The organism is Sulfitobacter sp. M85 (genome assembly GCF_029285915.1).
Lineage (GTDB): Bacteria > Pseudomonadota > Alphaproteobacteria > Rhodobacterales > Rhodobacteraceae > Sulfitobacter > Sulfitobacter faviae.
The window spans coordinates 1-26,423 of the sequence record NZ_JABECQ010000009.1 but is presented as its reverse complement, the minus strand read 5'-3'; the positions used below and the strand labels follow the sequence as shown (position 1 = coordinate 26,423).

Genomic DNA, 26,423 nt, shown 5'->3' with positions numbered 1-26,423 from the left:
CTCGGCTTAGACATGCGCGACCTCCATACCATGTGCGCCGCCCATCATCAGGCCGATCTCTTCGACGGTCAGCCCCTGCGCGGGGCGAGAGGGCGACAGGCGGCCTTCGTTCAGGGCGGCGAAATTGTCGGAAATCTCCATCAGCTCATCAAGGTCTTGGCTGATGACGATCACGGCGGTTCCGCCCGAGGCGAGATCCAAAAGCGCCTGCCGGATCGCGGCGGCGGCAGAGGCATCAACCCCCCATGTGGGCTGGTTCACCACCAAAAGCTCGGGCCGTTGCAGCACCTCGCGCCCGATGACGAATTTCTGCAGGTTGCCGCCTGAGAGCGAGCGCGCGGCATTGGCGGGGCCGGGGGTGCGCACGTCGAAGGTCTTGATGATCTTCTCGGCAAAGCTGCGCGCCTTGCCCCAGTCGAGCATGCCGCCGCGCTCCAGCCCCTCACGGGCGGCCCCGGTCAGCATGGCGTTTTCCGTCAGCGACATGTCCGGCACGGCGGCATGGCCCAGCCGCTCTTCGGGGGCGGTCAGGACGCCAAGCGCGCGGCGGGCGGTGGGGCCGAGCAGGCCAATGTCGCGCCCGTCAAAGGTGATCATGCCCGCGCCGACCAGTGTTTCGCCCGAGAGCGCGTTGAGCAATTCGTCCTGCCCGTTGCCCGCGACGCCGCCGATGCCCAGCACCTCCCCGCGCCGCACCTCGACGGAAATATCCCGCAGCGGCATGCCAAAGGCATGGGCCGACCGGGCCGAGAGGTTGTTCAGCGTCAGCGCCACTTCGCCCGGTTCCTTGCTGTCGCGGGTGGGCGTTTTCAGCGCGGAGCCCACCATCATCTCGGCCATGTCGCGGGCCGAAGTCTCACGCGGGGTGCAATGGCCGACGACCTTGCCCAAGCGCAGGATCGTGGCGCTGTCGCACAGGCTGCGGATCTCTTCGAGCTTGTGGGAGATATAGAGGATCGCAGTGCCTTCGGCGCTGAGTTTGCGCAGGGTCTTGAACAGGATTTCAACCTCTTGCGGCGTGAGGACCGAGGTCGGCTCGTCCATGATCAGCAGTTTCGGCTCTTGCAGCAGGCAGCGGATGATCTCAACCCGCTGACGCTCCCCCGCCGAAAGGTCACCGACGGTGCGGTCCGGCGCAAGCGGCAGGCCATAGGTGTCCGAAACATCGCGGATCTGCTGGCTCAGCTCGCGCATTCGCGGCGGGTTTTCCATGCCGAGGGCAATGTTTTCCGCCACGCTGAGCGCATCGAAAAGCGAGAAATGTTGAAACACCATGCCCACGCCCGCCTGCCGCGCCGCATGGGGGTCGGTGGGGGCAAAGCTCTCGCCCCGCATCCGCATCTGGCCCGCGTCTGGTTTGACCAGCCCGTAGATCATTTTGACCAAAGTGGATTTGCCCGCGCCGTTCTCGCCCAGCAGGGCGTGAACCTCGCCCGGGGCGATCCGCAGGGAAACGTCATCGTTCGCGACGACGCCGGGGTAGGCCTTGGTCAACCCGGTGAGGTCGAGAAGTGAAACAGTCATGCGGAAACCTTTGTCTGGGTCCGGGCGATGAGGGCGATCAGCGCGCCATGGGCAATTTGCGCAGGCAGCTTGCCCAGCGATTTATCGCCAATTGGACAGGTGATGCCAGAGGGATCCAACCCCATGTCACGCAAGCGGCGGGAAAACCGTGACTTTTTTGTGTCAGAGCCGATCAAGCCGACGCTCGCAGCGCCGCGTTTGAGCAGCGCGGCACAGAGTGCGAGGTCGATTTCATGGGAATAGGTGAAGATCAGGTGGTGCGCCTCGCGCGGCGCATGGGCGGCCAACCGCGGCATGTCGGCGGCGGGGGTGACGGTGACATGGGGCGGGATCTGGTCGGGGAAACGATCGCGGGCGCTGTCGATCCATGTCAGATCGAAGGCCCGGGGCGGGCAGGCCGCCACCACCGCCCGGCCCACATGCCCCGCGCCCCAGAGCCAGAGCGGCACGCCGCTTTGCACATCCGGAAGGGGCAGGGGGGTGGCCGCGTCCAGCGGGCGCGGCGTCGTGGTGTAGCGCAGGCTGACCGCGCCGCCGCAGCATTGGCCCAAACCGGGGCCGAGCGGCAGGGTCTGGCTGTCTTCGCACCGCCCCTCGGCCAGCATCTGGCGGGCGTGCGCGATGGCCTGATGCTCAAGCGCGCCGCCGCCGATGGTGCCCGCGATTGCATCAGACGTGACCTTCATCGCCGTGCCCGCATCCCGCGGGGCCGATCCGCGCGTGGCGGTGACCTCGATGAAGATCGCGGTCATTTCCGCGCCCGTCCAACGGCGGCGAGCACGGCCTCGGCGGTGGCCGGGGCTTGCAGGTCGCCGTAATGCGGGCCGCAGGCCGCCACCGCATCCGACAGCGCCATGAAGGCCGAGATGCCCAGCATGAAGGGCGGCTCGCCCACGGCCTTGGAGCGGTAGACCGTTTGCGCCGGGTTCGGCTGGTCCCAGAGCGCCACGTTGAAGACTGGCGGGCGGTCCGAACAGGCGGGGATCTTGTAGGTCGAGGGCGCATGGGTGCGCAGGGTGCCACTCTCGTCCCAGACTAGTTCCTCGGTCGTGAGCCAGCCCGCGCCCTGCACGTAGCCGCCCTCGATCTGGCCGATGTCGAGCGCGGGGTTCAGCGAGGCCCCGGCGTCATGCAGGATATCGGTGCGCAGGATGCGGTTTTCGCCGGTCAGCGTGTCGATCACCACCTCGGTGCAGGCCGCGCCATAGGCGAAATAGTAGAACGGTCGCCCGCGTCCGGCGATCCGGTCCCATTCGATCTCGGGCGTCTTGTAGTAGCCAGTGGCGGAAAGGCTCACGCGGTTCTCATAGGCCGAGGCGGCGGCGGCGGCGAAGGTAATCTCCTCCCCGGCGATGCGCACCATGCCTTCGGCGAATACCACCTGATCGGGGGTGGTCTGGTAGCGTTCGGCCAGATGCGCGGCCATGCGGTCGCGGATCGTGTCGCAGGCGTTCTGCGCCGCCATGCCGTTGAGGTCCGAACCCGAAGAGGCTGCCGTGGCCGAAGTATTGGGCACCTTCGCGGTATCCGTGGCGGTGATCTTGACCACCTCGGGCGAGACGCCGAAGCGCGCGGCGGCGACCTGCGCCACCTTCTGGAACAGCCCTTGCCCCATCTCGGTGCCGCCGTGGTTCAGGTGAATCGAGCCGTCTTGGTAGACATGCACCAGCGCGCCCGCCTGATTGAGGTGGGTGAGCGTGAAGGAGATGCCGAATTTCACCGGCGTGATGGCAATGCCGCGTTTCATTAGCGGGTTTGCGGCGTTCCACTCGGCGATGGCGGCGCGGCGCGCCTCGTAATCGCAGCTCTCGACCAGCCGGTCGGTCAGCGCGTTGACGATGCAGTCGGTCACCGGCTGCTGGTAGGGTGTGGTCTGCACATCGGATGGCGTGGCCGGGATCGACGGTTGCGCGCCGGGCGCAGGGGGCGCGCCGCGTGACGACAGATCGGCCTCGGCATCCGGCGGGGTGCGGTTGTCGATCGCGGTGCCGGTGTTTTCCACCTCGGTCGGTCGGTGGGCGTTGTCGCTGTAGTAGTTGGCGCGACGCACGGCGAGCGGATCGAGGCCCAGCTCATGCGCGATATGGTCCATCACCCGTTCGATGCCGACGATCCCCTGCGGGCCGCCGAAGCCGCGAAACGCCGTGGCGCTGGCGGTATTGGTCCGCAAACGATGCGAGGTGATGCGGATGTCGCGCAAGTGATAGGCGTTGTCGGCATGCAGCATGGCGCGGTCGGCGACCGGCAGGCTGAGGTCCATCGACCACCCACAGCGGGTGTAATGGGTCACGTCCAGCGCGGTGATGCGGCCCGTCTCGTCAAAGCCCACGTCATACGCGACACGAAAATCATGCCGCTTGCCGGTGATGATCATGTCGTCATCGCGGTCATAGTGCATCTTGCAGGGCTTGCCGGTCATTGCCGCGGCGACCGAACAGGCCACCGCCAGCGCGTTGCCCTGGCTTTCCTTGCCGCCGAAACCGCCGCCCATGCGTCGGGTTTCGACCCGGACGGCATGCATCGGACGGCCAATGGCATGGGCTACTTTATGCTGAATTTCGGTCGGGTGCTGGGTCGAGGAATGCACCAGCATGTCGCCATTGTCCTGCGGCAGCGCCATAGCGGCCTGACCTTCGAGGTAGAAATGCTCCTGCCCGCCCATCTCGATCTGGCCCGAGAGGCGGCGGCTGGCTTTCGAGAGCGCGGCCTCGGCATCGCCCTTCTGGTAAATCCGGGGGCCATCCTCGAAACGGCTGTTGGCCGCGAGCGCCTGTTCGACCGTCAGGATCGGATCGCGCGGGGTGATCTGCGGCTTGCCCAGCTGGGCCGCCCGGCGCGCGGCGAGGTGGCTGGTGGCCACCACCAGATAGAGCGGCTGGCCCGCGTAATGCACCTGATCGGTCGCCAGAAGCGGCTCGTCATGGTTCGAGGGCGAGGTGTCGCAGTCATGCGCGAGGTCATCGGCGGTCAGCACCGCGACGACGCCGGGAGCCTCGCGCACGGCGGAGAGGTCGAGCCCGGTCAACGCACCCGCCGCGACGGGGCTTAGGCCAAAGGCTAGATGCAGCGTGCCGCGCGGGGTGGGGATGTCGTCAACATAACGCGCGGCGCCGGTGACATGCAGCTTCGCGGCGTCATGGGGAAGGGGCTTTGCAACGCTCATGCCGAGACCTCCAGCAGATTGGTGGGGGTGCCATTGGCGTCGTGGAAATAGCGTAGCAGCATGTTCTGCGCCGCCTGCATCCGGTAGGCGGCGGAGGCGCGCATGTCCGAAAGCGGGGTGAAGTCCTGCGTCATCGCCTCCATCGCCTTGCGGATGGTCTCTTCGTTCCATGGCTGGCCGACAAGGGCGGCCTCCGCCGCGGCGGCGCGTTTCGGGGTGGCGGCCATGCCGCCGAAGGCCACGCGGGCGGTGAGGATTTCAGAGCCATTGCCGGTGATCGAGATGCAGCCGCAGACCGCGGAGATGTCCTGATCAAAACGTTTGGACAGCTTGTAGCAGCGCAGCGTGTCGTGCTGGCGCGGCACGGTGATGGCTTCGACAAATTCGCCCGGCGCGCGGTCCTGCTTGCCGTAGTCGAGGAAGAAGTCCTCCAGCGGCAGTTCGCGGCGCGCATCGCCACGGCGCAGGTGCAGGGTGGCACCAAGCGCAATGAGCGCGGGCGGGCCGTCGCCGATGGGCGAGCCGTTGGCGATATTGCCGCCCAGCGTCGCCGCGTTGCGCACCTGCGTCGAGCCGTAGCGCCGCAGCATCACGCCCAAGCTGGGAAACAGCGGGGAAAGCTTTGCCTCCACCTCGGTCAGGGTCGTCATCGCCCCGATGCGCAGGCCGGTCTCATCCTCCGTAATGCCGCGCAGATCGGCGCAGCGGTTGAGGAAGGCGACGGGGCCAAGATCGCGGAAACCCTTCGTCACCCAGAGCCCCACGTCCGTCGCCCCGGCGATCAGCGTCGCTTCGGGGTGGTCGAGGTACCACGCGGCCAGCTCGTCACTGCTCTCGGGCTGCACATGGGGCGCGCCCTCGGCCTTGGCAGGGGCGGGGATGTCCTGCTTGAGCTTCGATCTGAGGCCCAGCAGATGCTCCGGCACGGGCTTGTCCTCGGCGGCCTCCGCCGCGCGGATGATCGGCGCGTAGCCCGTGCAGCGGCAGAGGTTGCCCGCAAGTTGCACGTCATGGTTCCGCGCCCCGTTGAGATGCGCCGTGGCCATGGAAACCACGAAACCCGGCGTGCAGAAACCGCATTGGCTGCCGTGGTGTTCGACCATCGTCTCCTGCACCGGGTGCAGCGCGCCATCGGTGCTCGCCATGCCTTCGACCGTGGTGACGGCCTTGCCGTTGATCTGCGGCAGGAACAGGATGCAGCCGTTCAGCGCGCGGTGACCGCTCTCGTCGGTGATCATCACCGAACAGGCTCCGCAGTCGCCCTCGTTGCAGCCTTCCTTGGTGCCGGTCAGGCCGCGCTCTTCGCGCAGCCAGTCAAGCAGGGTGGTGGTCGGGGACACGTTGGAGAGTGACACGACTTCTCCATTGAGAAGAAAAGTGATGTCCATTGGTTCTCATCCGCCGCGGTACAAAGTGGCCCGTTAACATGCGCGGGGTTCGATGCGGCGTAGAACCGGGCGCGGGCGAGGTAGAGGTCAGGCTAGCGGGGCGGGGGGCGTTTTGGCAAGAAAAAATACCTTGGGCGAAAAATGCAGCACCGCCGCATCCGGCGCTGGCGCCGGGCAGGTGGCTGGCATAGTTTGCGCCCATGTCAAATGCTCCGCGATTCATTCACCTGCGCAGCCATTCCGAGTATTCCTTGCTGGAGGGCGCGCTGCGGCTGAAAAAGCTGCCCGGCATGTGCCGTGACGCGGAAATGCCCGCGCTGGCGCTGACCGATACCAACAACATGTTCGCCGCGCTCGAGTTCTCTGTCGCCATGGCCGGGGCGGGCGTGCAGCCGATTATCGGTTGTCAGGTCGATGTGGCCTATGTCGAGGTGCAGCCGGGCGAGAAACCGCGCCCGCCCGCGCCGGTGGTGCTGCTGGCGCAGAGCGAATTGGGCTACGAGAACCTGATGAAGCTGAACTCCTGCCTCTACCTCGACAAGGGCGGGGCAGCGGCGGAGGTGACGCTGGCGGAACTCGAGGCGCTGAGCGCCGATCTCATCTGTCTCACCGGCGGCCCTTCGGGGCCGGTGGGGATGCTGTTGCAGGGCGGTCAGCGCCCGGCGGCGGAAGCATTGATGGCGCGGCTGCACCGCGCCTTCGGCGAACGGCTTTACGTCGAGTTGCAGCGCCATCCGGAGGACGGCGGCCAGCCCGAGGCCGAGCGTCTGACCGAGCGCGGCTTTGTCGAGATGGCCTATGCCATGGACATTCCGCTGGTCGCGACCAACGACGTCTATTTCCCCAAGCCCGACATGTACGAGGCGCATGACGCGCTGATCTGCATCGCCGAAGGCGCCTATGTCGACCAGAGCCAGCCGCGCCGCCGTCTGACCGCGCAGCATTACTTCAAGTCGCAGGCCGAGATGGCGACCCTCTTTGCCGACCTGCCCGAGGCGCTGAGCAACACCGTCGAGATCGCCAAGCGCTGCGCCTTCATGGCCTATCGCCGCGACCCGATCTTGCCGAAGTTCGCCGACGACGAGGTCGCCGAGCTGCGCCGCATGGCCAACGAGGGGCTGCAGGCGCGTCTGGCGGTGATCCCCCACGCGGTAAGCGTGGAGGAATACCAAAAACGCCTCGATTTCGAGCTTGGCATCATCGAGGGCATGGGCTTCCCCGGCTATTTTCTGATCGTTGCCGACTTCATCCAATGGGCTAAGGATAACAACATTCCCGTCGGCCCGGGGCGGGGCTCGGGTGCGGGTTCGCTGGTGGCCTATGCGCTGACCATCACCGACCTCGATCCATTGCGCTATTCGCTGCTGTTCGAACGCTTCCTCAACCCCGAACGGGTCTCGATGCCCGACTTCGACATCGACTTCTGCATGGACCGCCGTGAGGAGGTGATCCGCTACGTGCAGGAGAAATATGGCCGCGACAAGGTGGGCCAGATCATCACCTTTGGTGCGCTTTTGTCGAAAGCGGCCGTGCGCGACATCGGGCGCGTGTTGCAGATGCCCTACGGGCAGGTCGACCGGCTGTCCAAGATGATTCCGGTGGAGGGGGTGAAACCCGTCTCCATCGAGAAAGCCTTGGCGGATGAACCGCGCCTGCGCGAGGAGGCCAAGAACGAAGAGGTTGTGGATCGCCTGCTGACCTACGGCCAGCAGGTCGAGGGGCTTTTGCGCAACGCCTCGACCCACGCTGCGGGCGTGGTGATCGGCGACCGGCCGCTGGATCAGCTGGTGCCGCTCTACCAGGACCCGCGATCGGACATGCCGGCGACGCAGTTCAACATGAAATGGGTCGAACAGGCCGGGCTGGTGAAATTCGACTTTCTCGGCCTGAAGACCCTCACCGTCATCCAGAACGCGCTCGACCAGATCAAGGCGGGCGGGCGGCATCTGCATATCGCCGCGGACGGGCGCCAGATCTACGAGCCGCCCGAGGGCCATGTCGACGACGTCGCCACCATCCCGCTCGACGACAAGGCGACCTACGATCTTTATTCCAGCGCCAAGACCGTCGCGGTCTTTCAGGTGGAATCGAGCGGCATGATGGATGCGCTCAAGCGCATGAAGCCCACCTGTATCGAGGACATCGTCGCCCTCGTGGCGCTCTATCGTCCTGGCCCGATGGAGAACATCCCGGTCTATTGCGAGGTCAAGAACGGCAAGCGCGAGCTTGAATCGGTGCATCCCAGCATCGACTACATCCTCGAAGAAACCCAAGGCATCATCGTTTACCAAGAACAGGTGATGCAGATCGCGCAGGTCATGGCGGGCTACTCGCTCGGTGGCGCTGACCTGTTGCGCCGTGCGATGGGTAAGAAGATCGCCGAGGAGATGGCCAAGGAACGCCCCAAGTTCGAAAAAGGCGCGATGGCCAATGGCGTCGACAAGAAGAAGGCGGCGGAGGTCTTCGACCTTTTGGAGAAATTCGCCAACTACGGCTTCAACAAGTCCCACGCCGCGGCCTATGCGGTGGTCAGCTACCAGACCGCATGGCTGAAGGCGAACCACCCCGTGGAGTTCATGGCCGGGGTGATGAACTGCGATATCCACCTCACCGACAAGCTGGCGATCTATTTCGAAGAGGTGCGCAAACATCTCGAACTGCCTTGGGTGCCGCCCTGCGTGAACCGCTCTGATGCCACTTTCAAAGTGGTCGACGGCGCGCTTGTCTATGCGCTGGGCGCGCTGAAGAACGTCGGGCTGGAGGCGATGCGGCTGGTGACCGAGGGGCGCAAGGTGGATGGTGTGGACAAGCCCTTTGCTACGCTCTTTGACCTCGCCCGTCGGGTGGACCTGAAACGTGTGGGCAAACGTCCCTTGGAGATGCTGGTGCGCTCTGGCGCGTTCGACCAGCTCGACAGCAACCGGCGGCGGGTGTTCCAATCGCTCGACGGGTTGGTGAGCTATTCGGCGGCGATTCACGAACAGAAGGCCAGCAATCAGGTCTCGCTCTTCGGGGAGGCGGGCGACGACCTGCCCGAGCCGCGGATGCTGCCCTGCGACGACTGGCAGTCGGCGGAGCGTCTGGCCGAGGAGTTCAAGGCCGTGGGCTTCTACCTCTCGGGCCATCCGCTGGACGACTACATGCCGCCTCTGAAGCGCAAATGGGCGCGGGAGACCGGTCTGCCTTTCCTCACGCTTGATGAGCTCAACGAGAAGGTCAGCACCCGCGGCGCGATGAACGCGCGGCTCGCGGGCGTCGTGGCGGGCCGTCAGGAGCGCAAGTCGGCGCGGGGCAACCGCTTTGCCTTTGCGCAACTCTCGGACCCCACGGGCGGCTACGAGGTGACGATCTTCTCCGACGTGCTCGAAGCCTCGCGCGATCATCTGGAGGTCGGCTCCAAGGTCGTCGTCACCGTGGAGGCCACGATGGAAAGCGACCAGCTTAAGCTTTTGGCACGCGGCATCGGCCCGATCGACGCGGCGGTGGCGGATGCGGGCAGCATGGGGTTGCGCGTTTTTATCGACGGGCCGGGGGCCATTCAATCGGTGGCCGATGTGCTCGACGGCGCGCGTCAGGCAGTGAAGGCGGCGGGCAAGGGGCCGGTGCAGTTCTGCCTGATGGATCCAAGCCTGCCCGGTGAGGTCGAAGTCGATCTGGGGCGCGAGTTCCCGGTGACACCGCAGATCAAGGGCGCGATCCGCTCGCTCGACGGGGTGATGGAGGTTGAGGAAATCTGACCTCCGCCGCCTCGGCGGCCTCCCGCGTTGCCGCATCCAGTGGACGGCGGCGGGTGGCTGCGCTACCTGCCTGCCAAGCTATGGGGAGCAGAGCATGAAACGACGCATCGGCCTTTTGATTATGGGGACGTTGCTCTCCGCCTGCGCCATGGCTCCCTCAGCGCCGAACCCGCAGGTCTCCGAGGTTTCATTCGGCACCGTACTGCCGTTTGGCGAGGTGGCCCGTGTCTGCGATCTGGATCTGAGCGAATTGGGGCAACTGGTCGAGGAACCTGCGGCGCGGGGCTACCGGTTGTTCGATTCGCAGCCCGGCAGCGCCGGGGCGCGCAGTTTCTACATCACCGGCTTTGCGGATGATTCCGCGCGTCAGTTGACGGCGGCCAATGTGCTGTTCGGCAAACCTTCGGTCTATGAACAACTGCACTACGGCCCGGGGGGAGAGAACCTGCCCACCGCCGAGACCGACGCGGCCTATGAGGCGATCAAGGCCCGCGTCTGCGGTGCGGGGCGCGGGAAACCCTGCGGGCGGCAGATCGGCAAACTCGACAAGACCACCTTTTTCGTCAGCGCCTATGAGCGTTTGGGCCAGACCGCGCGCTGGTCCGAAGTGCTGGTGCATGACGGGGCCGTCGCCGCCGTGGCAATGAAATCAGCCAATTGACGGGTGCGCGGCGCTGTCGTTCAGTAATGCGGGGGGCGCTCATCGCCCAAAAGCACCGCGCCACCGCCCGAGGCGTCCCGCTCTCCTTCGCGCTGCATTAGCATATGGACGCGGCGGTTCAGGGTGACGATCTCGGCCTCCTGACGGGTGACAATCTCTGACATATCGTCGACCGCGCGGGTCAGATGGGCGATCTGCTCTTCAAGGCGGCTGATATGCTCGGCTGTTTGGTCTGGGGTGTGATCAGGGCTTTGGTCAGTCATGGCGCGCATCCTTTTTGCGCGATCTAGCACGGACCGGCGGCGCGGGACAGGGGCGGGATGCCGCGTTACTTGCTCTTGCGGGGGGCTTGGGCTAGACGCGAGGCCAACTGATGCACCGAGGATCCTTGCCATGGCAAAGCCCAAGAAAACCCCCCGTCCCAAGGCGCAAACCCCGAAAGGGTTCCGCGATTATTTCGGGACCGAGGTGACCCATCGGGCCGAGATGCTGAACAAGATCGCCGCCGTCTATCACCGCTATGGTTTCGACGCGCTGGAAAGCTCGGGCGTGGAGACGGTCGAGGCGCTTGGCAAGTTCCTGCCCGATGTGGACCGCCCGAACGAGGGTGTCTTTGCTTGGCAAGAGGATGCCGAAGGTGACAAGCCCGGTGACTGGCTTGCGCTGCGCTATGACCTGACCGCGCCCTTGGCGCGGGTCTATGCCCAGCACCGCAATGAGTTGCCGATGCCCTATCGGCGCTACGCGATGGGCCCGGTCTGGCGCAACGAGAAGCCCGGGCCGGGGCGGTTCCGGCAGTTCTACCAGTGTGACGCCGATACCGTGGGCGCGCCTTCGGTGGCGGCGGATGCGGAGATCTGCGCGATGCTGGCCGATTGTCTCGAAGAGGTCGGGATCGCACGCGGCGATTATGTGGTGCGCGTCAACAACCGCAAGGTGCTCAACGGCGTGCTCGAAGTGGCCGGGCTTTCGGGCGACGACAAGGAAGCCGAGCGCGGTATCGTGCTGCGCGCCATCGACAAGCTCGACCGGCTGGGGCCGGAGGGCGTGCGCGCGCTTTTGGGTGAAGGGCGCAAGGACGAGAGCGGCGATTTCACCAAAGGTGCAGGGCTGGGCGAGGCGCAGGCCGAAGTCGTGATGGGCTTCATGCAGGCCAAGCGCGAGACCGGGGCCGAGACCGTGGCGCGGCTGCGCGACTTGGTGGCAGGCTCCGAGGTCGGCGTGCAGGGCGTGGATGAGTTGCAACTCATCTCGGACCTGTTGGCAGCGGGTGGCTATGGCCCCGACCGGGTGGAGATCGACCCCTCCGTCGTGCGTGGCCTTGGCTATTACACCGGCCCGGTCTTCGAGGCCGAACTGACCTTCGAGATCAAAGACGAGAAGGGCCGCGCGCGGAACTTCGGCTCGGTCGCCGGCGGCGGACGCTACGACGATCTGGTGAAGCGTTTCACCGGGCAGGAAGTGCCAGCGACCGGCGTCTCCATCGGTGTTGACCGTCTGCTCGCCGCGCTGGCCGCCAAAGGCCGGCTTGAGGCCGAAGCGACAGGCCCCGTCGTCGTCACCGTGATGGACCGCGACCGCATGGCTGATTATCAGGCCATGGTGGCCGAGCTGCGGCAGGCGGGCATCCGGGCGGAGGTTTATCTGGGCAATCCGAAGAACTTCGGCAACCAAATGAAATACGCCGACAAGCGGCAAAGCCCCGTGGTCGTCATCGAAGGCGGTGACGAGAAGGACCGCGGCGTGGTGCAGATCAAGGACATGGTGCTGGGCGCGCAACTGGCGCAAGAGGCCAGCCATGACGAGTGGAAAGAGCGCCCCAACCAATATGAGGTGCCACGCGGCGATCTGATCAAAGCGGTGCGCGATATTTTGGATCGGACAAGCTGATGCCCACACGTTCCGAAACACTGGCGCGCGCGGCCTCCCTGCGCGCGATCTTCGAGGGGCAGGGCGCCGTTCTGGTCGAACCGCCGATCTTGCAACCGGCGGACACGCTGCTGGACCTCTATGGCGAGGATATCCGCGCGCGCGCCTATGTCACCTCGGACGCGCTGCGCGGGGAGCAGATGCTGCGCCCCGATTTCACCGTGCCCGTGGTGCAGATGCATATGGCCCATGGGGCCGAGCCCGCGCGCTACACCTATTCAGGCGAGGTTTTCCGCCGTCAGGAACATGACCCGAACCGCGCCAACGAATACATTCAGGTGGGTTTCGAGGTCTTCGACCGCGCCGATCCGGCGGCGGCGGATGCCGAGGTTTTCGCCCTGATCGCCGAGGCGATGCAGGGGCTGCCGGTACGCCCGGTGACCGGCGACATCGGCGTGCTGATGGCGGCGGTGCAGGGCTTGGGCACATCGGCTGCGCGTAAACAGGCGTTGATGCGCCACATCTGGCGCCCACGCCGCTTTCGCGCACTGCTTGACCGTTATGCCGGGCGCAGCCCGGTGCCCGCGGGGCGCAAGGCGTTGCTGGCCGAGGCCGAGGTGACATGCGACGCGCCGATGGTGGGGCTGCGCTCCCGCGCCGAAATTGAAGCCCGCGTCGCGGCCCTGCGCGAGGATGCGCAGACACCGCCGATCTCCGCGCAGCAGGTCGACCTTTTCGAGGCGCTGTTGGAGGTGCGGGAAACCCTGCCCAACGCGCTGAGCCGCCTGCGCGATCTGGCCGTCGACATGCCCGCCATCGGCGATGCCGTGGCCCGTGTCGCGGCCCGCGCCGATGCGATGCGCGCCCGCGGGATCGACACCGACGCGCTGCTCTTTGAGGCCAGCCATGGCCGGTCATCGATGGAATATTACGACGGTTTCGTCTTTGCTTTCCGCGCGGCCTCACGGCCCGATTTGCCCAGCATCGCCACCGGCGGGCGCTACGATGCGCTGACCCGGCGGCTGGGTCAGGGCGATGAAATCCCGGCGGTGGGCGGTGTGATGCGCCCCGGCCTGATGCTGGAACTGGAGGCCGGGCAATGACGCTGAAGCTGGGTGTGCCGTCCAAGGGGCGGCTGATGGAGAAGACTTTTGAATGGTTCGGCGCGCGCGGCGTCAGCCTGCAACGGACCGGGTCCGACCGCGAATATGCGGGCAAGGTCGAAGGGATCGAGGATGTCTCGCTCGTGCTGCTTTCGGCGGGTGAAATCCCGCGCGAACTCTCGGCGGGGCGGATCCATTTGGGCGTCACCGGCACCGATCTGGTGCAAGAGAAACTGGCCCTTTGGGACCAGTTGGTCGAGCCGGTGGAAGAGCTGAACTTCGGTCATGCCGACCTGATCATCGCCGTGCCGCAGGCTTGGGTCGATGTGGATACGCTAGATGATCTGGATGCCGCCGCCGCGGCCTTCCGCGCCGAACATGGCTTCCGCCTGCGCATCGCCACCAAGTATCACCGGCTGGTGCGGGAATTCCTGCGCACCCATGGCGTGGCCGACTACGCGCTGGTCGACAGCCAAGGCGCGACCGAGGGCACGGTGCTGAACGAGACCGCCGAGGCCATCGCCGACATCACCTCCAGCGGGGAGACCCTGCGCGCCAATCACCTGAAGATCCTCAGCGACGGTTTGATCCTGCAATCGCAGGCGACGCTATGGCGCTCGCGCATGGCGCCCCTAGAGGATCACAGCCGCAAAGCGCTGAAAACCCTGATCGCACAGCTGACCTGACGTAGCGTCACAGCCCCGGGTTTTTCCCTTGCCTTCCATGGCATTGCACCTTCCGAGCCGCTCCCGGCGCGGGGGCGCTTTGCCGCGCGTCTTATCGAAAGACTTGCGAGATGCCGCGCTTCGGATAGCGTGAAAGGGTCAACAGGCCGATACCACAAGCACCGCCAAAAGGGGCAGGGGTCGGGACATAGGGAGGATCCGTCGATGATCGGATGTCACGCGCCCCTTGCGGGGGGCCGCAGCCGTCGCCGCATGGGAGTGAGCGATTGCTGAGGGTTGAGGATTTGCATCTGTCCTTTGGCGGCATCAAGGCGCTGCAGGGGGTGAATTTCGAAGCCAAAGCCGGAGAGATCACCGGGGTGATCGGCCCCAACGGCGCGGGCAAAACCTCACTTTTCAATGCGATTTCAGGGTTTTATAGGCCTGACCGGGGCAGCGTGTCCTTTGAGGGTCAGGATATCACAACGCTCAGCCCCGACAAGCGCGCGGGCCTTGGCCTCGCACGGACTTTTCAGAACATCGCGCTGTTTCGCGGCATGACAGTGCTCGACAATATCAAACTCGGCGGGCACACGCGGCTCAAGACCAATGTCTGGCAGGCGCTGCGCTATTTCGGCGCGGCGCAGAAGGCCGAGCTGGAACTGCGCCGCGAGATCGAGGAGCAGGTGATCGACTTTCTCGAGATCGACCACATCCGCAAATATCCCATCACCATGCTGCCCTATGGTCTGCAAAAGCGGGTCGAACTGGGCCGCGCGCTGGCGATGCGCCCGCGCGTGTTGCTGCTGGACGAGCCGGTGGCCGGTATGAACCGCGAAGAGACCGCCGACATGGCGCGTTTCATCCTCGATGTGCAGGAGCAGTTCGGCACCACGATCCTGCTGGTGGAACATGACATGCATATGGTGATGGACATCTGTAGCCGCATCGTTGTGCTGAACTTCGGCCAGCAGATCGCCAGCGGCACGCCTGAGGAGGTCTCCAACAACCCGGCGGTGATCGAAGCCTATCTGGGGGCCGCGGCATGACGCCGATTTCTTTTAAAGAAATCGGGCCGGAATTTTTGAAAAATTCCGAGGGTAAGGAAAGGGAGGCGCTTTGATGGGGCAGTTCGTGCAATTCGCGATCAACGGGCTGATGGCCGGGGCGATCTACGCGCTGATCGCCGTGGGCATCGTGAGCGTCTACAAGGCCACCAAGGTGGTGAATTTCGCCCATGGCTACCTGATCATGTTCGGGGCCTATTTCTATTTCACCTTCGCCGTGATCGTCCCCGGCCAGCCTTGGGCGCCCGGCTGGCTGGCCTCATGGCAGCCCGGCTGGATGGTCGAGATGCGGGGCGATTTGCCGATGTTCTCACCCGTGGCGGCGGTGCTCGACTGGGTGGCGAACCTGCCGCGCATTCTGCTGGGACTGGCGGGGGCGCTGGTCTGCAACGCGATCCTCGGTCGGGTGATCGAACGCGTGTTGATGCGCCCGCTGATGGGGCAGTCGATCTTTGCCATGATCATGGTGACGGTCGGTCTAATCTCAATCCTGTCGGGCGCGGCGCAGTTGATCTGGACGGCGGATGCCGCAAGCGTGCCCTATATCGCGCCTAACATGCCGATCCGGTTCGAACTGTTCGGCACGATGATTTTCCTCTTCGGTACCGATCTGGTGAATATGGCCGTGGCGCTGCTGCTGTTTGGTGGCATCGTCGCCTTCGTGAAGTTCACCAAGGGCGGCATCGCCATCCGCGCCACCGCCGAGGACCAGTCCACCGCCTATTCCATGGGCATCTCGGTGCCCAAGGTCTTTTCGCGCGCCTGGGTGCTGGCCAGCACCACCGGCGCCATCGCGGGCGCGATCCTCGCCACGCGTAACGGCATCTCGCCGAGCCTCGGGCTTTTTGGCTTCTCGGTTCTGGCGATCGTGCTGATGGGCGGGCTGGATAGCTACGTGGGCGTGCTGATCGCGGCGATGGTGGTGGGCGTGCTGGAGGCGATGACCCAGTGGCAGATGGGCGGCGGCTGGGCCGAGATCGTGCCTTACGTCACCGTGCTGGTGGTGCTGATCTGGCGCCCGCACGGGCTGATGGGGCAAAAGGAGGTCGAGCGGATATGATCAACGCCAATCTGAAGTCCAGCTATGCCGCCGACGAGCGGGTGCTGAACAACCGCTACAAACAGGCCTTCGTCTACGGCTCGATCCTCGCGCTTGTGCTGTTCACGCTGTTCGGCAACGACTACCTCATTCTGATCGCGAGCCAGATGGGCATCCTGCTGATCGCCGTGGTGGGGATCAACATCCTCACGGGCTATACCGGTCTGGTGTCGCTGGGCCATGGCGCCTTCGTCGCCATCGGCGCCTATGCGGTGACGATCTTCGGCAACCTCGGGGCGGGGGTGATCCCGGCGGGGCTGATGCCCTTTGTCTCGGTGCCCTTGGCTGTAGCGCTGGCGGCAGCCGTGGGCGTGCTGGTCGGCCTGCCGAGCCTGCGGGTCAAGGGGCTTTACCTCGCCGTGGCGACGCTGGCGGCGAATTTCATCGTGATCTTTCTAATCGAGGAAGACCTCTTCGCGCCATGGACCGGCGGCATGGTTGGGCTTAACACCAATGTGCCCAACCTGCTGGGATGGGAGCTCGACACCAAGCGCGAGATGTTCGGGCTGATCGCCGTGGTGGGGCTGATCTCGCTGCTGGCGGCGCAGAACCTCATCCGCACCCGGGTGGGGCGCGCCTTCATCGCGATCCGCGACCGGGACTATTCCGCCGAGATCCTCGGCATCTCGCTTCTGCGCTACAAGTTGATGAGCTTTGCTCTCTCGGCGGCCTACTGTGGCCTCGCCGGGGCGCTTTTCGCCTATTTCTACGCCCGTATCCTGCCCGAGCAGTTCGAACTGGCGCTCTCGCTCAACCTCGTGGCGGCGCTGATCATCGGGGGCATGGGGCGCACGATGGGGCCGGTCTTCGGCGTTATCATCGTCGTCATGGTGCCCGAGGTGATCAAGGTGCTCTTCGGCGCGCTCGCCGGGGACAGCGCCGGGGCGGGGCAGCTGCGCGCGCCCCTTCAGCAGATCGCCTTCGGCGTCCTGCTGGTGTTGTTCCTGCTCAAGGAGCCCCTGGGCATCAACCAGATCGTCGACCGCATCCTGCGCGCCACAAACCGTTGGCCGTTTGCGCGCGGGTAATCAAAAGGCCACATCAGGGAGAAGACAGATGACCATGAACCGCCGATCCTTCCTCGCCACCACGGCTGCCGCGACGGCGGCCATCGGCACGCCGATGATCCTGCGCGCCCAGCCCAAGGAATACGTGCTCGGCGCCTCGCTGCCGCTCACCGGGCCCTTCGCCACGGCGGGGCAACTCGTCGCGCCCGCCTTCGCTATGGCCGCGAAACTGTTTAACGATGAGGGCGGCGTGGCGGGCGTGCCCATTCGCTTCGTCACCGAGGATTCCGGCTATGTGCCGCAGAACGCGCTCAATAACTACCAGCGCGCGCTGGCCTCGGAAGGCAAGAACATGATTGGCTATTTCGCCGACAGCACCGGCGCGATGAAGCTGATCGCGCCCGAGTTGAAGGGCGAGAATGCGCGGATCATGGGCTCCACGTCCTTCGCCTCGGAACTGGCCGACCCGGCGACCCACCCCTACCAGTATCTCTCGGGGCCGACCTATCAGAGCCAGTTCGACATCCTGCTGCAGAACATCAAGAACGAGGGCGGGCAGAAGGTGGCCTTCATCTTCTCCAACACCGAGTTCGGGCGCGATCCGATCGAACACGGCCGCAAGACCGCCGAGGAGCTTGGCCTCGAGGTCGTGCTGGAGGAAAGCACCAAGGCCGAGGGCGCGGACATTCCCACCCATGTCACCAAGCTGGCGCAATCCGGCGCGGATCACTGCATCCTGCAGGGCTATGTCACCGGCGTCTGGCCGCAGCTCATCGGCGGCGCGCGGCAATTTGGCCTGCCGGTCAAGTTCAAGGGCACCTTCTGGGGTATGGAGAAGCTCATCGCCGACCGCATCACCGCCGAGGCCGGGCCCTTCCTTGCGGGCTACGAAGGCGTCATGCCTTACCGCTATTTCTACGACCGCGAAGACGCGCCGCGCTACCAGCAGTACGCCGAACTCAGCAAGCAAATGTTCGCGGGCACGCCTCTGGAGAACTACATGTCGACTTGGGCGATCCAGACCATGTGCGGGCTGGAAATCGCCATGAAGGCCTTCCGCGACACCGCCGAGGCCGGGCTGGAACTGACGCCGGACAATATCGCCGAGAAGCTCTCGGGCATCTCAAACTGGGATTCGGGCGGCTTCTTTGGCGGGCCGGTGAGCATGGAGAACAACGCCATCGGGACCGGCCGTGTCTATGGCTACAACCCCGAGGACGGGCTGTTCACGCCGAAATCGGACTGGTTCACGGTGTAAACGAAGGAGGTTCGGGGGCGCTGCCCCCGGACCCCCGAAGTATTTTTTGGCCAAAAAGAGAGAGGGCCCGCGGTGCTGACCATCGAGAACATCGAAGTGACGTATCACCACACGGTGCAGGCGCTGCGCGGGCTGTCGCTTGAGGTGCCGGACGGCAAGATCGTCACGCTTTTGGGCACCAATGGCGCGGGCAAGACCACGACGCTGAAGGCGGCGAGCAACCTGCTGGCGCTTGAGAACGGCGAGGTCGGCGAGGGGCGGATTTCCTTCAAGGGGCAGTCGATCATGTCGATCCAGCCGGACCGATTGGTGCAGCAGGGGTTGTTCCACGTGCGCGAGGGGCGGCGGATCTTCAGCGAGATGACGGTGGAGGACAATCTGATCGCCGCCTCATACGCATTGGACCGGCGGCAGGCGAAACCCGATTACGACAAGGTCTATGCGTTTTTCCCGCGGCTGAAGGAGCGGCGGCGGCAGATCGCGGGCTATCTTTCAGGCGGTGAGCAGCAGATGCTGGCCTTTGGCCGGGCGATGATTGCGCGGCCCGAGTTGATCCTGATGGACGAGCCGTCGCTCGGCCTTGCCCCCAAGGTGGTGGCTGAGATTTTCGACACGATCAAGCGGCTGAACCAAGAGGACGGCACCGCGATCCTGCTGGTGGAGCAGAACGCGGGCGTGGCGTTTTCGGTCGCCGACTACGGCTACATCATGGAAAGCGGCCAGATCGTGATGGAGGGCGATGTCGAAAAACTGCGCGGCGACAAGGACATCCAGTCTTTCTACCTCGGCATGGGCGAAGAGGGCGGTGCGCGGCAGTCCTTCCGTGACGTGAAACACTACAAACGCCGCAAACGCTGGCTCAGCTAAGGAGGCCCGAGATGGCATTCGACGAGTTCAAGGGCGATTTCGCGCCGCTGGTGCGCATGGTGCACAACCATGCCCAGAACCGCCCCACGGGCGTGGCCATGCGGCAAAAGGAATTCGGCATCTGGAACGAGATCACCTGGGCCGGGCTGCAGGAGATCATGCAGGCCGCCGCCGCGGGGCTTGTCGATCTGGGTCTGAAGGCGGGCGATCATGTCGGCATCCTGAGCGAGAACCGCAGCGAATGGGTGCAGGCGCAGTTCGGCATCAACGCGGCGGCGGGCGTGGTCGTGGGCATGTATCCCACCAGCCCGGCGGCGGAACTGGAGCATCTGATCAACGCCTCGGACAGCACGGTGCTCTTCATCGAGGATCAGGAACAGCTCGACAAGATCAAGGAGTTGGGTGACCGGGTGCCGCAGCTGCGGCAGTTGGTGATCTTCATCCCCAAGGGCACGCGGGGCGAGGATCTGCTGGGGCTGATCAGTTTCGACGACCTGCTTGAGCGGGGCCGGGCGCGGCTATCGGGTCTCGCCGACGACCTGCGGGCGCGGCAAGCGGGGATCGAGCCCGACGACACGGCGATGATGGTCTTTACCTCGGGCTCCACCGGCCTGCCCAAGGCGGCGGAGATTTCCTATGGCAACATCCACGCGGGCGTGGGTGTGGCGCGGGATGTTTTCGGGGACTACCCGCCCGGGACGGATGTGCTGAGCTACCTGCCGTTGTGCCACATCGCGGAACAGGCGGTGACGGTGATCAACGGATTGGCGCAGCAATTCGTGATGAACTTCGGCGAGAGCCTTCGGACCATCACGCTCGACCTGCGGGAGATCGCGCCGCAGGTCTTCTTCGGCGTGCCGCGGATCTGGGAGAAGATGCAGGCGGGCGTCCTGGTGCAGGCGCAGACCGCAGGTAAGATCAAGGGGCCGATGACGCTGATGGCGCTGAAGGGCGCGCAGCGGCGCGGCATGATCCGACGCGACAAATGGAGCGCCGGGGACCGGTTAGCCCACGCCTTTTGGGACGCGCTGATCTACCGTCATATCCGCAGCTATCTCGGCCTCGGTCGGACCAGTTTCGCGATCTCCGCCGCCGCGCCGATCAGCGCCGAGCTCTTAGGTTTCATGCGCGGCATCGGCGTGAATATCCGCGAGGCTTGGGGCATGTCCGAAACCTCGGGCGTGGGCACGATCCAGCGCTCATGGGGCCAATGCGACGGGCGCATCGGCTTTCCGGTCAGCGGGGTGCGCACCAAGATCGCTGAGGATGGCGAGGTGCTGTTCTCGGGCGGGACCATCTTCAAGGGCTATTACAAGAACCCCAAGGCCACCGCCGAGACGCTCCGTGACGGCTGGCTGCACACCGGCGACGTGGGCCGCGAGGAAGCCGACGGTTCGATCACGCTGATCGACCGCAAGAAGGACATCATGATCAACGCGGCGGGCAAGAACCTCGCGCCTGCGCATATCGAGAATGTCATCAAGGCCAGCCCCTTCATCAAGGAGGTGGTCGCCGTGGCCGACAAGCGGCCCTATGTGACAGCACTGGTGCAGATCGACATGGACACGGTCCGGCTCTGGGCCGAGGGGCAGGGGATCGCCTATACCACTTTCCGCTCGCTGGCCGAGCACCCCAAGGTGCAGGAATTGATCGACGCGGAGGTGGCCAAGCAAAACCGCGATTTGGCGCGGGTCGAGCAGGTCAAGAAGGTCTGGCTGATGCGCAAGGAGCTTGACCACGACGACGGCGAGGTGACCGCGACGATGAAGGTGCGCCGGGCCAAGGTCTACGAACTCTATGGGGATCAGATCGAGGGGCTCTACGCCGACTGAAGCTCAGAGCACGCCGATCTCGGCCAGTGCGCGGTTTAATTCCACGGGCAGTTCCGCCTCGGCCTCGCGGCCCTCGGGCAGGTCGGGCGGCGCGTCCTCGGGCTTGAGGTAGCGCCAGCCTTGGAAGGCCCGGCGCAGGCTGTTCTGGGTGCGGATGATCTCGGGGTCGAGCACGATGGCGCAGCGGCGGATGCCGTCGGCGCGGGTGACCTCTTCCAGCCGGACGATGCGCTGGCGGGCTTGGATCACGCCCTTGATGACCCAGTAGATCGAGCCGCCGTTGAGAATTTCGGCCTCGCGCTTGGGCCACATGCGGGTCACATGGCGCGGCAGCCCGTCATGCGTGCGCACGTCCTTGCGCGCCTGCCATTTGGCAAGGCTTTCGACGCCTTCGGTGCCGACCGAAAGCTTTATTAGGTTCGTTTTACCGGTCACATCGCCCCCCAGCGATTCCTTTGGTCCACGCCATATAAGGTAGTTGGATTTCAATCACATGCAAATTCTTGTATGATGGAGGGTAATTTTCCGGTTTTCTCTCAGGCGGAGCCTAGTTAATAAGAGCCCCTGCCACTGACCTCAGGAGTTACCCCATGTCCCGCTTTACCGCCCCGATCGCCGAACAAATCTGGGATATGAAATACCGTTTTAAAGGGGCCGATGGCACCCCGAAGGACGTCACGGTGGAGGACACATGGCGCCGCATCGCCCGCGACCTCGCGCAGGTCGAATCGAAGGCGGACGTTTGGGAAGACAAGTTTTTCAACGCGCTGGAGGATTTCAAATACCTCCCCGCGGGCCGCATCACCGCAGGCGCCGGCACCGCGCGCCGCGTGACGCTGTTCAACTGCTTCGTCATGGGCACCGTGCCCGACAGCATGTCCGGCATCTTCGACATGCTGAAAGAGGCCGCGCTGACCATGCAGCAGGGCGGGGGAATCGGCTATGACTTCTCCACCATCCGCCCGCGCGGCGCGGATGTGCTGGGCGTCTCGGCGGATGCCTCCGGCCCGCTGTCCTTCATGGACGTCTGGGACGCCATGTGCCGCACCATCATGTCCGCAGGCTCGCGCCGCGGCGCGATGATGGCGACCATGCGTTGCGACCATCCGGATGTGGAGGATTTCATCGCCGCCAAGTCCGACCCCGCGCGCCTGCGCATGTTCAACATGTCCGTGCTGGTCACCGACCCCTTCATGGAGGCCGTGAAGGCCGACGGGTCTTGGGACCTCGTCTTTGGCGACAAGGTCTACAAGACCGTGCAGGCGCGCGATCTGTGGAACAAGATCATGCAGGCGACCTATGATTACGCCGAGCCGGGCGTGATCTTCATCGACCGCATCAACGCCGCGAACAACCTGAACTATTGCGAGACCATCGCCGCCACCAACCCCTGTGGTGAGCAGCCGCTGCCGCCCTATGGCGCCTGCCTTCTGGGCTCGATCAACCTTGCCCGTCTGGTTGCCCAGCCTTTCGAGGACGACGCCCATCTCGACCAAAACGCGATGAGCGAGTTGGTCGCCACCGCCGTTCGCATGATGGACAATGTGGTCGATGTGTCGAACTTCCCGCTGCCCGAACAGGCTGCCGAGGCGCAGAACAAGCGCCGCATCGGTCTGGGTGTCACCGGCCTTGCCGATGCGCTGTTGATGGTCGGCCTGCGCTATGGCTCTGATGAGGCGGCGGCGCAGACCGAGGCATGGCTCAAAGCCATCGCCCGCGCCTCCTATCTGGCGAGCGTGGACCTGGCGAAAGAGAAGGGGGCCTTCCCGCTGTTCGATGCTGAGAAATTCCTCGCCTCCGGCACCATGCAGCAGATGGACGATGACGTGCGCGAAGCGATCCGCGAACACGGTATCCGCAACGCGCTTTTGACCTCCATCGCGCCGACCGGGACGATCAGCCTCTACGCGGGCAACGTGTCTTCGGGGATCGAGCCGGTCTTTGCCTATGCCTACACCCGCAAGGTGCTGCAAAAAGACGGCAGCCGGACCGAGGAAGAGGTCGTCGACTACGCCGTGCAGATGTGGCGCGAGCTGAAGGGCGATGCACCGCTGCCCGACTATTTCGTCAACGCCCAGACCCTGCCGCCCGCCGATCACGTCAAGATGCAGGCCGCAGCGCAGAAGTGGATCGACAGTTCGATCTCCAAGACCATCAACTGCCCCGAGGACATCTCTTTTGATGCCTTTAAGGACGTCTACATGCAGGCGTGGGACACAGGCTGCAAAGGCTGCACCACCTATCGCCCCAACGACGTGACCGGTTCGGTTCTGAGCGTCTCTTCCGAGAAGAGCGACAAGGCCCCCGCCGACAGCCCTGATCAGGTCAGCGAAGGCGGCGAGATCGTCTATATGTCCGACCCGCTGGACCGCCCCGCCGAGTTGGAGGGCAACACCTACAAGGTCAAATGGCCCGATAGCGAGCACGCGCTCTACATCACCATCAACGACATCGTGCTGAACGGCCATCGTCGCCCCTTTGAGGTCTTCATCAACTCCAAGAACATGGAGCATTTCGCCTGGACCGTGGCGCTGACGCGCATGGTCTCGGCCGTGTTCCGCCGCGGCGGCGACGTGTCCTTCGTGGTGGAAGAGCTGAAAGCCGTCTTCGACCCGCGCGGCGGGGCTTGGATGCAGGGTAAATACATCCCCTCGATCCTCGCGGCCATCGGCGGCGTGATCGAGCGCCACATGATCGCCACCGGCTTCATCGCTGGCGAGGGCATGGGTCTGAAGACCGACCCGCAGGCGAAGGTCGTCGGCCTCGACGCCCCGCGCGGCAAATCCTGCCCGTCTTGCGGTCAGTTCGACATGCGGATGGTCGAGGGCTGCATGACCTGCGGGAGCTGCGGGCATAGTAAGTGTAGTGGTTAGATGGCTTAGTCCAGTTGCAGGCAGAAAAAGGAATAGTCTTCTCAAAAGCAAGAAATAGCGTGCGCAAGGCCTGTCAAGAGTTAGTTCTCTTGACGGGTCTTTTCTTGGTCTGTCCAGATTTATCTATTAAAGTCAGTGGCTTGTCGTGATGGGGGGCTTTTGGAAAGGGTGTTCGCGTGGATGATGCGCGGCTACTTCGGTCGCGGCTTTCGATAGGGCGTAGGAATGACCCTGCAGTGAGGGAGGTGGTGCGCGCGGTTCGTCCGCCGGCATGGGGCCGACCTTGGTGCTCAAGATATAATGAAGCGTGGGTGTTTTTGCGCCGCACGCCACCCGGTGGCCGCAAAACCGATGGAGAGTTGACACGGGCTAAGAAGGCGGCCTATCCCAATTGCACCATGACCTACAGTATTCGGCATATTCAGCGCGCAATACGCGCCATTTGAACCCCGCTCCGGGGGCCGGTCACTTCTGTCATTTCACTAACAGCGCTGACGCCAATATGGCCGGGTCGATGCCCGCGGCCCTCCCGGTTTTCAACCCGAGGAGATCTATCCATGTTCCCAAAGTCTAATACCAGCGCCACCTTCCAAATCATTGGTCGTGTCAGAACACTTCGCCGCGCCGAACGGCATCGCGTAGGGGTTGGTCATGGTTAAGCACTCGAACAACCGCTTTGCCGTGTTGTCCAATGACCTTGTGGTCCCACGCCTCGAAGAATTGGAGCGTAATTTCACAAGCGCCTTGAGCCGGATGAAAGGGAACCTCCGTGCCGGGGCGGCGACAAAGCTTGGCTACCAACAGGAGCAAAAGGCAAAGCGTTTGGCGGCGGATGCCCATTCCCGGCGTTTGCGGCAAGCGGGATTGAGTGCTTTGTCCAAGGAGGCTTTGGCGCAAGTCACAGCTTTGGCCAAAGAAGGGGCTGCACTTTCAGGGCCAGCAAACAAGGATCAGGTTTATCAGTTGGCAGCTGACCTTCATGCCGAAAGTCCATGGATGCGAGACGTATCTACGTGGATCATGCGACAGATGTTGGCGCATGTTGCTGCCGGCAACAGTGGTCTGGCCATATCCCCCATGATCCTTTCTGGTCCGCCTGGCATCGGGAAATCACATTATGCGCGCCGTCTGGCAGAGCTGGCAGGGGCACCGGCACGACTGATCGACGTTGGAAGTGGAAGCGCCGGCTTTCGGATTACCGGCGTCGAGAAAGGTTGGAACAGCACGCAGGCAGGCATCCCGGTCGAGACGATCCTGTCGACCCATGTCGCTAATCCAGTGATGGTGGTGGATGAAGTCGACAAGGCTGGCGCGATGCGAAGCAGAGCAGGATCTACGACGAGCCTGACGACGTCCTTGCTAACGTTGCTGGACCCGGGAACAGCTGCGCGCTTTGAATGTCCGTTCCACCGGCTGCGCTTTGATATGTCCCGCGTGATCTGGATCATGACGGCAAATGACGCTGACCTCATCCCCGCGCCACTGCGTGATCGTGCGCATGTATTTCACCTTGCCGGGCTAAGTGCCGAAGATGCCGTTGATCATTTCGAGCGATTGACGGCAGGGTATGGCGATAGAGCGGAACGTGATCAGTGCTGTGCCTTTATCGCGCGGATGGCACAGGCCTCGCCTGGGATCAGTCTACGTCAGATCCGCCAGCTTGCTGGGACGTTACAGTCTTCGGCAGCTCCGAACATGCATTGATACTGTGTCGGTTCCAATCGCGGGGCCGGCATCTGTTTTGATACAACAACAAGCGCGAGGCGGGAGCGAATTTCAGCGGTTTTCGTCTTGCGGCACCGGCCGGTTAGCAATGCCGCACGCCTCCAGGACCGACCATTGAAAAACAGGACCGTAGTCAAGACCATCAGGGCTGAATTGAGAGACTTGGTCCTTTTTGAGCGCCGCCCGCAGGGATTGCCAACTTTGCCCCCGCAGGATCGCCAATTCGCGGAGCGTGACGAAGTTGCCCTTGAACGCAGCAATATCCTGCTCTTGCATATAGTATTGTCGGGCGTGGGTCTTGGGATTGCGGGCCATTGTTGCCGAGGTATGCCCCTTCCTGATCAACCTCCCCGCTTGCCGCGGTTTCAGGCCGACGGAACGGGCGAAGGCGTCAATTGTCATTCCGGGAGCATTGGGGCGGTTTAAGACGTTTTTGAGCTCTTCGAAAAAAACAAGGATGTTGATTGTCACTGAGAGCTGACCCGGTATTTTCACCGAGATTTGACCCACCCTCAGTTATGCGTCGTGGTTTATGACGCGGTCAATGTTTTGGCTCCTTTCGTGTTTTCTTTGCAGCCTCAGCGC

The 26,423-nt window shown here is 64.1% G+C and carries 20 protein-coding genes; 13 read left to right on the top strand and 7 right to left on the bottom strand.

Translation table 11 applies throughout. The features are described from left to right. Nucleotides 1-6: 6 nt before the first annotated feature. The 4 genes from HKX24_RS15480 to xdhA are packed head-to-tail and all read right to left on the bottom strand — an operon-like array spanning nucleotide 7 to nucleotide 6,075. Nucleotides 7-1,524, bottom strand: a complete 1,518-nt coding sequence (locus HKX24_RS15480) for an ABC transporter ATP-binding protein (protein WP_271692195.1) — start codon at nucleotides 1,522-1,524, stop codon at nucleotides 7-9. After that, entirely contained in the window at nucleotides 1,521-2,276 is a 756-nt protein-coding gene (gene xdhC, locus HKX24_RS15475; protein ID WP_271692194.1) for a xanthine dehydrogenase accessory protein XdhC, read from the bottom strand. The genes HKX24_RS15480 and xdhC overlap by 4 nt, the downstream gene beginning before the upstream one ends. After that, the gene (gene xdhB / locus HKX24_RS15470; RefSeq protein ID WP_271692193.1) at nucleotides 2,273-4,687 is read right to left on the bottom strand and encodes a xanthine dehydrogenase molybdopterin binding subunit; all 2,415 of its coding nucleotides are present in this window, start codon (nucleotides 4,685-4,687) and stop codon (nucleotides 2,273-2,275) included. Before xdhB ends, xdhC begins: the two co-directional genes overlap by 4 nt. Continuing rightward, nucleotides 4,684-6,075, bottom strand: a complete 1,392-nt coding sequence (xdhA, locus tag HKX24_RS15465) for a xanthine dehydrogenase small subunit (RefSeq protein ID WP_271692192.1) — start codon at nucleotides 6,073-6,075, stop codon at nucleotides 4,684-4,686. Before xdhA ends, xdhB begins: the two co-directional genes overlap by 4 nt. A gap of 200 nt (nucleotides 6,076-6,275) precedes the next feature. Here xdhA and dnaE point away from each other — a divergent pair, with 200 nt between their 5' ends. Both dnaE and HKX24_RS15455 read left to right on the top strand, forming a co-directional pair. Continuing rightward, nucleotides 6,276-9,812: a DNA polymerase III subunit alpha gene (gene dnaE, locus HKX24_RS15460; protein WP_271692191.1), complete on the top strand. Its 3,537-nt coding sequence runs from the start codon at nucleotides 6,276-6,278 to the stop codon at nucleotides 9,810-9,812. Nucleotides 9,813-9,906: 94 nt separating this feature from the next. Next, entirely contained in the window at nucleotides 9,907-10,473 is a 567-nt protein-coding gene (locus HKX24_RS15455; protein ID WP_276154094.1) for a hypothetical protein, read from the top strand. Nucleotides 10,474-10,493: 20 nt separating this feature from the next. On the opposite strand, the gene HKX24_RS15450 is transcribed toward HKX24_RS15455, so the two are convergent. Beyond that, nucleotides 10,494-10,688: a SlyX family protein gene (locus tag HKX24_RS15450; RefSeq protein WP_082851915.1), complete on the bottom strand. Its 195-nt coding sequence runs from the start codon at nucleotides 10,686-10,688 to the stop codon at nucleotides 10,494-10,496. A gap of 178 nt (nucleotides 10,689-10,866) precedes the next feature. Here HKX24_RS15450 and hisS point away from each other — a divergent pair, with 178 nt between their 5' ends. The 9 genes from hisS to HKX24_RS15405 all read left to right on the top strand — a co-directional run bounded on the left by hisS (nucleotide 10,867) and on the right by HKX24_RS15405 (nucleotide 21,240). After that, nucleotides 10,867-12,363, top strand: a complete 1,497-nt coding sequence (gene hisS / locus HKX24_RS15445) for a histidine--tRNA ligase (protein WP_271692189.1) — start codon at nucleotides 10,867-10,869, stop codon at nucleotides 12,361-12,363. After that, nucleotides 12,363-13,445, top strand: a complete 1,083-nt coding sequence (locus HKX24_RS15440) for an ATP phosphoribosyltransferase regulatory subunit (protein WP_271692188.1) — start codon at nucleotides 12,363-12,365, stop codon at nucleotides 13,443-13,445. Before hisS ends, HKX24_RS15440 begins: the two co-directional genes overlap by 1 nt. After that, a complete protein-coding gene (gene hisG / locus HKX24_RS15435) occupies nucleotides 13,442-14,131 on the top strand; it encodes an ATP phosphoribosyltransferase (protein ID WP_067260848.1) in 690 nt (229 codons plus the stop codon). Before HKX24_RS15440 ends, hisG begins: the two co-directional genes overlap by 4 nt. Before the next feature lie 212 nt (nucleotides 14,132-14,343). Then, entirely contained in the window at nucleotides 14,344-15,159 is an 816-nt protein-coding gene (locus HKX24_RS15430) for an ABC transporter ATP-binding protein (RefSeq protein ID WP_271692187.1), read from the top strand. Nucleotides 15,160-15,232: 73 nt separating this feature from the next. After that, entirely contained in the window at nucleotides 15,233-16,237 is a 1,005-nt protein-coding gene (locus HKX24_RS15425; RefSeq protein WP_276154093.1) for a branched-chain amino acid ABC transporter permease, read from the top strand. Beyond that, on the top strand, nucleotides 16,234-17,304 hold the full coding sequence (locus HKX24_RS15420) for a branched-chain amino acid ABC transporter permease (protein WP_271692184.1): 1,071 nt from the start codon (nucleotides 16,234-16,236) through the stop codon (nucleotides 17,302-17,304). Before HKX24_RS15425 ends, HKX24_RS15420 begins: the two co-directional genes overlap by 4 nt. Before the next feature lie 28 nt (nucleotides 17,305-17,332). Further along, nucleotides 17,333-18,541 (top strand): ABC transporter substrate-binding protein, encoded by a 1,209-nt coding sequence (locus HKX24_RS15415; RefSeq protein ID WP_271692183.1) that lies wholly within the window; start codon nucleotides 17,333-17,335, stop codon nucleotides 18,539-18,541. A gap of 72 nt (nucleotides 18,542-18,613) precedes the next feature. Continuing rightward, nucleotides 18,614-19,408, top strand: a complete 795-nt coding sequence (locus tag HKX24_RS15410; RefSeq protein ID WP_271692182.1) for an ABC transporter ATP-binding protein — start codon at nucleotides 18,614-18,616, stop codon at nucleotides 19,406-19,408. A gap of 11 nt (nucleotides 19,409-19,419) precedes the next feature. Continuing rightward, nucleotides 19,420-21,240: an AMP-binding protein gene (locus HKX24_RS15405; protein ID WP_276154092.1), complete on the top strand. Its 1,821-nt coding sequence runs from the start codon at nucleotides 19,420-19,422 to the stop codon at nucleotides 21,238-21,240. A 3-nt stretch (nucleotides 21,241-21,243) separates the two neighbouring features. On the opposite strand, the gene HKX24_RS15400 is transcribed toward HKX24_RS15405, so the two are convergent. Further along, a complete protein-coding gene (locus HKX24_RS15400) occupies nucleotides 21,244-21,675 on the bottom strand; it encodes a DUF1489 domain-containing protein (RefSeq protein ID WP_271692180.1) in 432 nt (143 codons plus the stop codon). A gap of 155 nt (nucleotides 21,676-21,830) precedes the next feature. Here HKX24_RS15400 and HKX24_RS15395 point away from each other — a divergent pair, with 155 nt between their 5' ends. Continuing rightward, a complete protein-coding gene (locus HKX24_RS15395) occupies nucleotides 21,831-24,113 on the top strand; it encodes an adenosylcobalamin-dependent ribonucleoside-diphosphate reductase (RefSeq protein WP_276154091.1) in 2,283 nt (760 codons plus the stop codon). Nucleotides 24,114-24,764: 651 nt separating this feature from the next. Continuing rightward, entirely contained in the window at nucleotides 24,765-25,817 is a 1,053-nt protein-coding gene (locus HKX24_RS15390) for an AAA family ATPase (protein WP_271692177.1), read from the top strand. A gap of 72 nt (nucleotides 25,818-25,889) precedes the next feature. Here HKX24_RS15390 and HKX24_RS15385 read toward each other — a convergent pair whose 3' ends face one another. Further along, nucleotides 25,890-26,309, bottom strand: coding sequence for a hypothetical protein (locus HKX24_RS15385; RefSeq protein WP_276154090.1), 420 nt, complete (start codon nucleotides 26,307-26,309; stop codon nucleotides 25,890-25,892). Between the last annotated feature and the right edge of the window lie 114 nt (nucleotides 26,310-26,423).

Bases quoted from the DNA above. Each gene is read 5' to 3' on its own strand.
- HKX24_RS15405 (WP_276154092.1), top strand. From the start codon at position 19,420: ATGGCATTCGACGAGTTCAAGGGCGATTTCGCGCCGCTGGTGCGCATG.
- HKX24_RS15480 (WP_271692195.1), bottom strand. From the start codon at position 1,524: ATGACTGTTTCACTTCTCGACCTCACCGGGTTGACCAAGGCCTACCCC.
- xdhC (WP_271692194.1), bottom strand. From the start codon at position 2,276: ATGACCGCGATCTTCATCGAGGTCACCGCCACGCGCGGATCGGCCCCG.
- hisG (WP_067260848.1), top strand. From the start codon at position 13,442: ATGACGCTGAAGCTGGGTGTGCCGTCCAAGGGGCGGCTGATGGAGAAG.
- hisS (WP_271692189.1), top strand. From the start codon at position 10,867: ATGGCAAAGCCCAAGAAAACCCCCCGTCCCAAGGCGCAAACCCCGAAA.
- xdhA (WP_271692192.1), bottom strand. From the start codon at position 6,075: ATGGACATCACTTTTCTTCTCAATGGAGAAGTCGTGTCACTCTCCAAC.
- HKX24_RS15415 (WP_271692183.1), top strand. From the start codon at position 17,333: ATGACCATGAACCGCCGATCCTTCCTCGCCACCACGGCTGCCGCGACG.
- HKX24_RS15390 (WP_271692177.1), top strand. From the start codon at position 24,765: ATGGTTAAGCACTCGAACAACCGCTTTGCCGTGTTGTCCAATGACCTT.
- xdhB (WP_271692193.1), bottom strand. From the start codon at position 4,687: ATGAGCGTTGCAAAGCCCCTTCCCCATGACGCCGCGAAGCTGCATGTC.
- dnaE (WP_271692191.1), top strand. From the start codon at position 6,276: ATGTCAAATGCTCCGCGATTCATTCACCTGCGCAGCCATTCCGAGTAT.
- HKX24_RS15430 (WP_271692187.1), top strand. From the start codon at position 14,344: ATGTCACGCGCCCCTTGCGGGGGGCCGCAGCCGTCGCCGCATGGGAGT.
- HKX24_RS15395 (WP_276154091.1), top strand. From the start codon at position 21,831: ATGTCCCGCTTTACCGCCCCGATCGCCGAACAAATCTGGGATATGAAA.
- HKX24_RS15455 (WP_276154094.1), top strand. From the start codon at position 9,907: ATGAAACGACGCATCGGCCTTTTGATTATGGGGACGTTGCTCTCCGCC.
- HKX24_RS15420 (WP_271692184.1), top strand. From the start codon at position 16,234: ATGATCAACGCCAATCTGAAGTCCAGCTATGCCGCCGACGAGCGGGTG.
- HKX24_RS15425 (WP_276154093.1), top strand. From the start codon at position 15,233: ATGGGGCAGTTCGTGCAATTCGCGATCAACGGGCTGATGGCCGGGGCG.
- HKX24_RS15440 (WP_271692188.1), top strand. From the start codon at position 12,363: ATGCCCACACGTTCCGAAACACTGGCGCGCGCGGCCTCCCTGCGCGCG.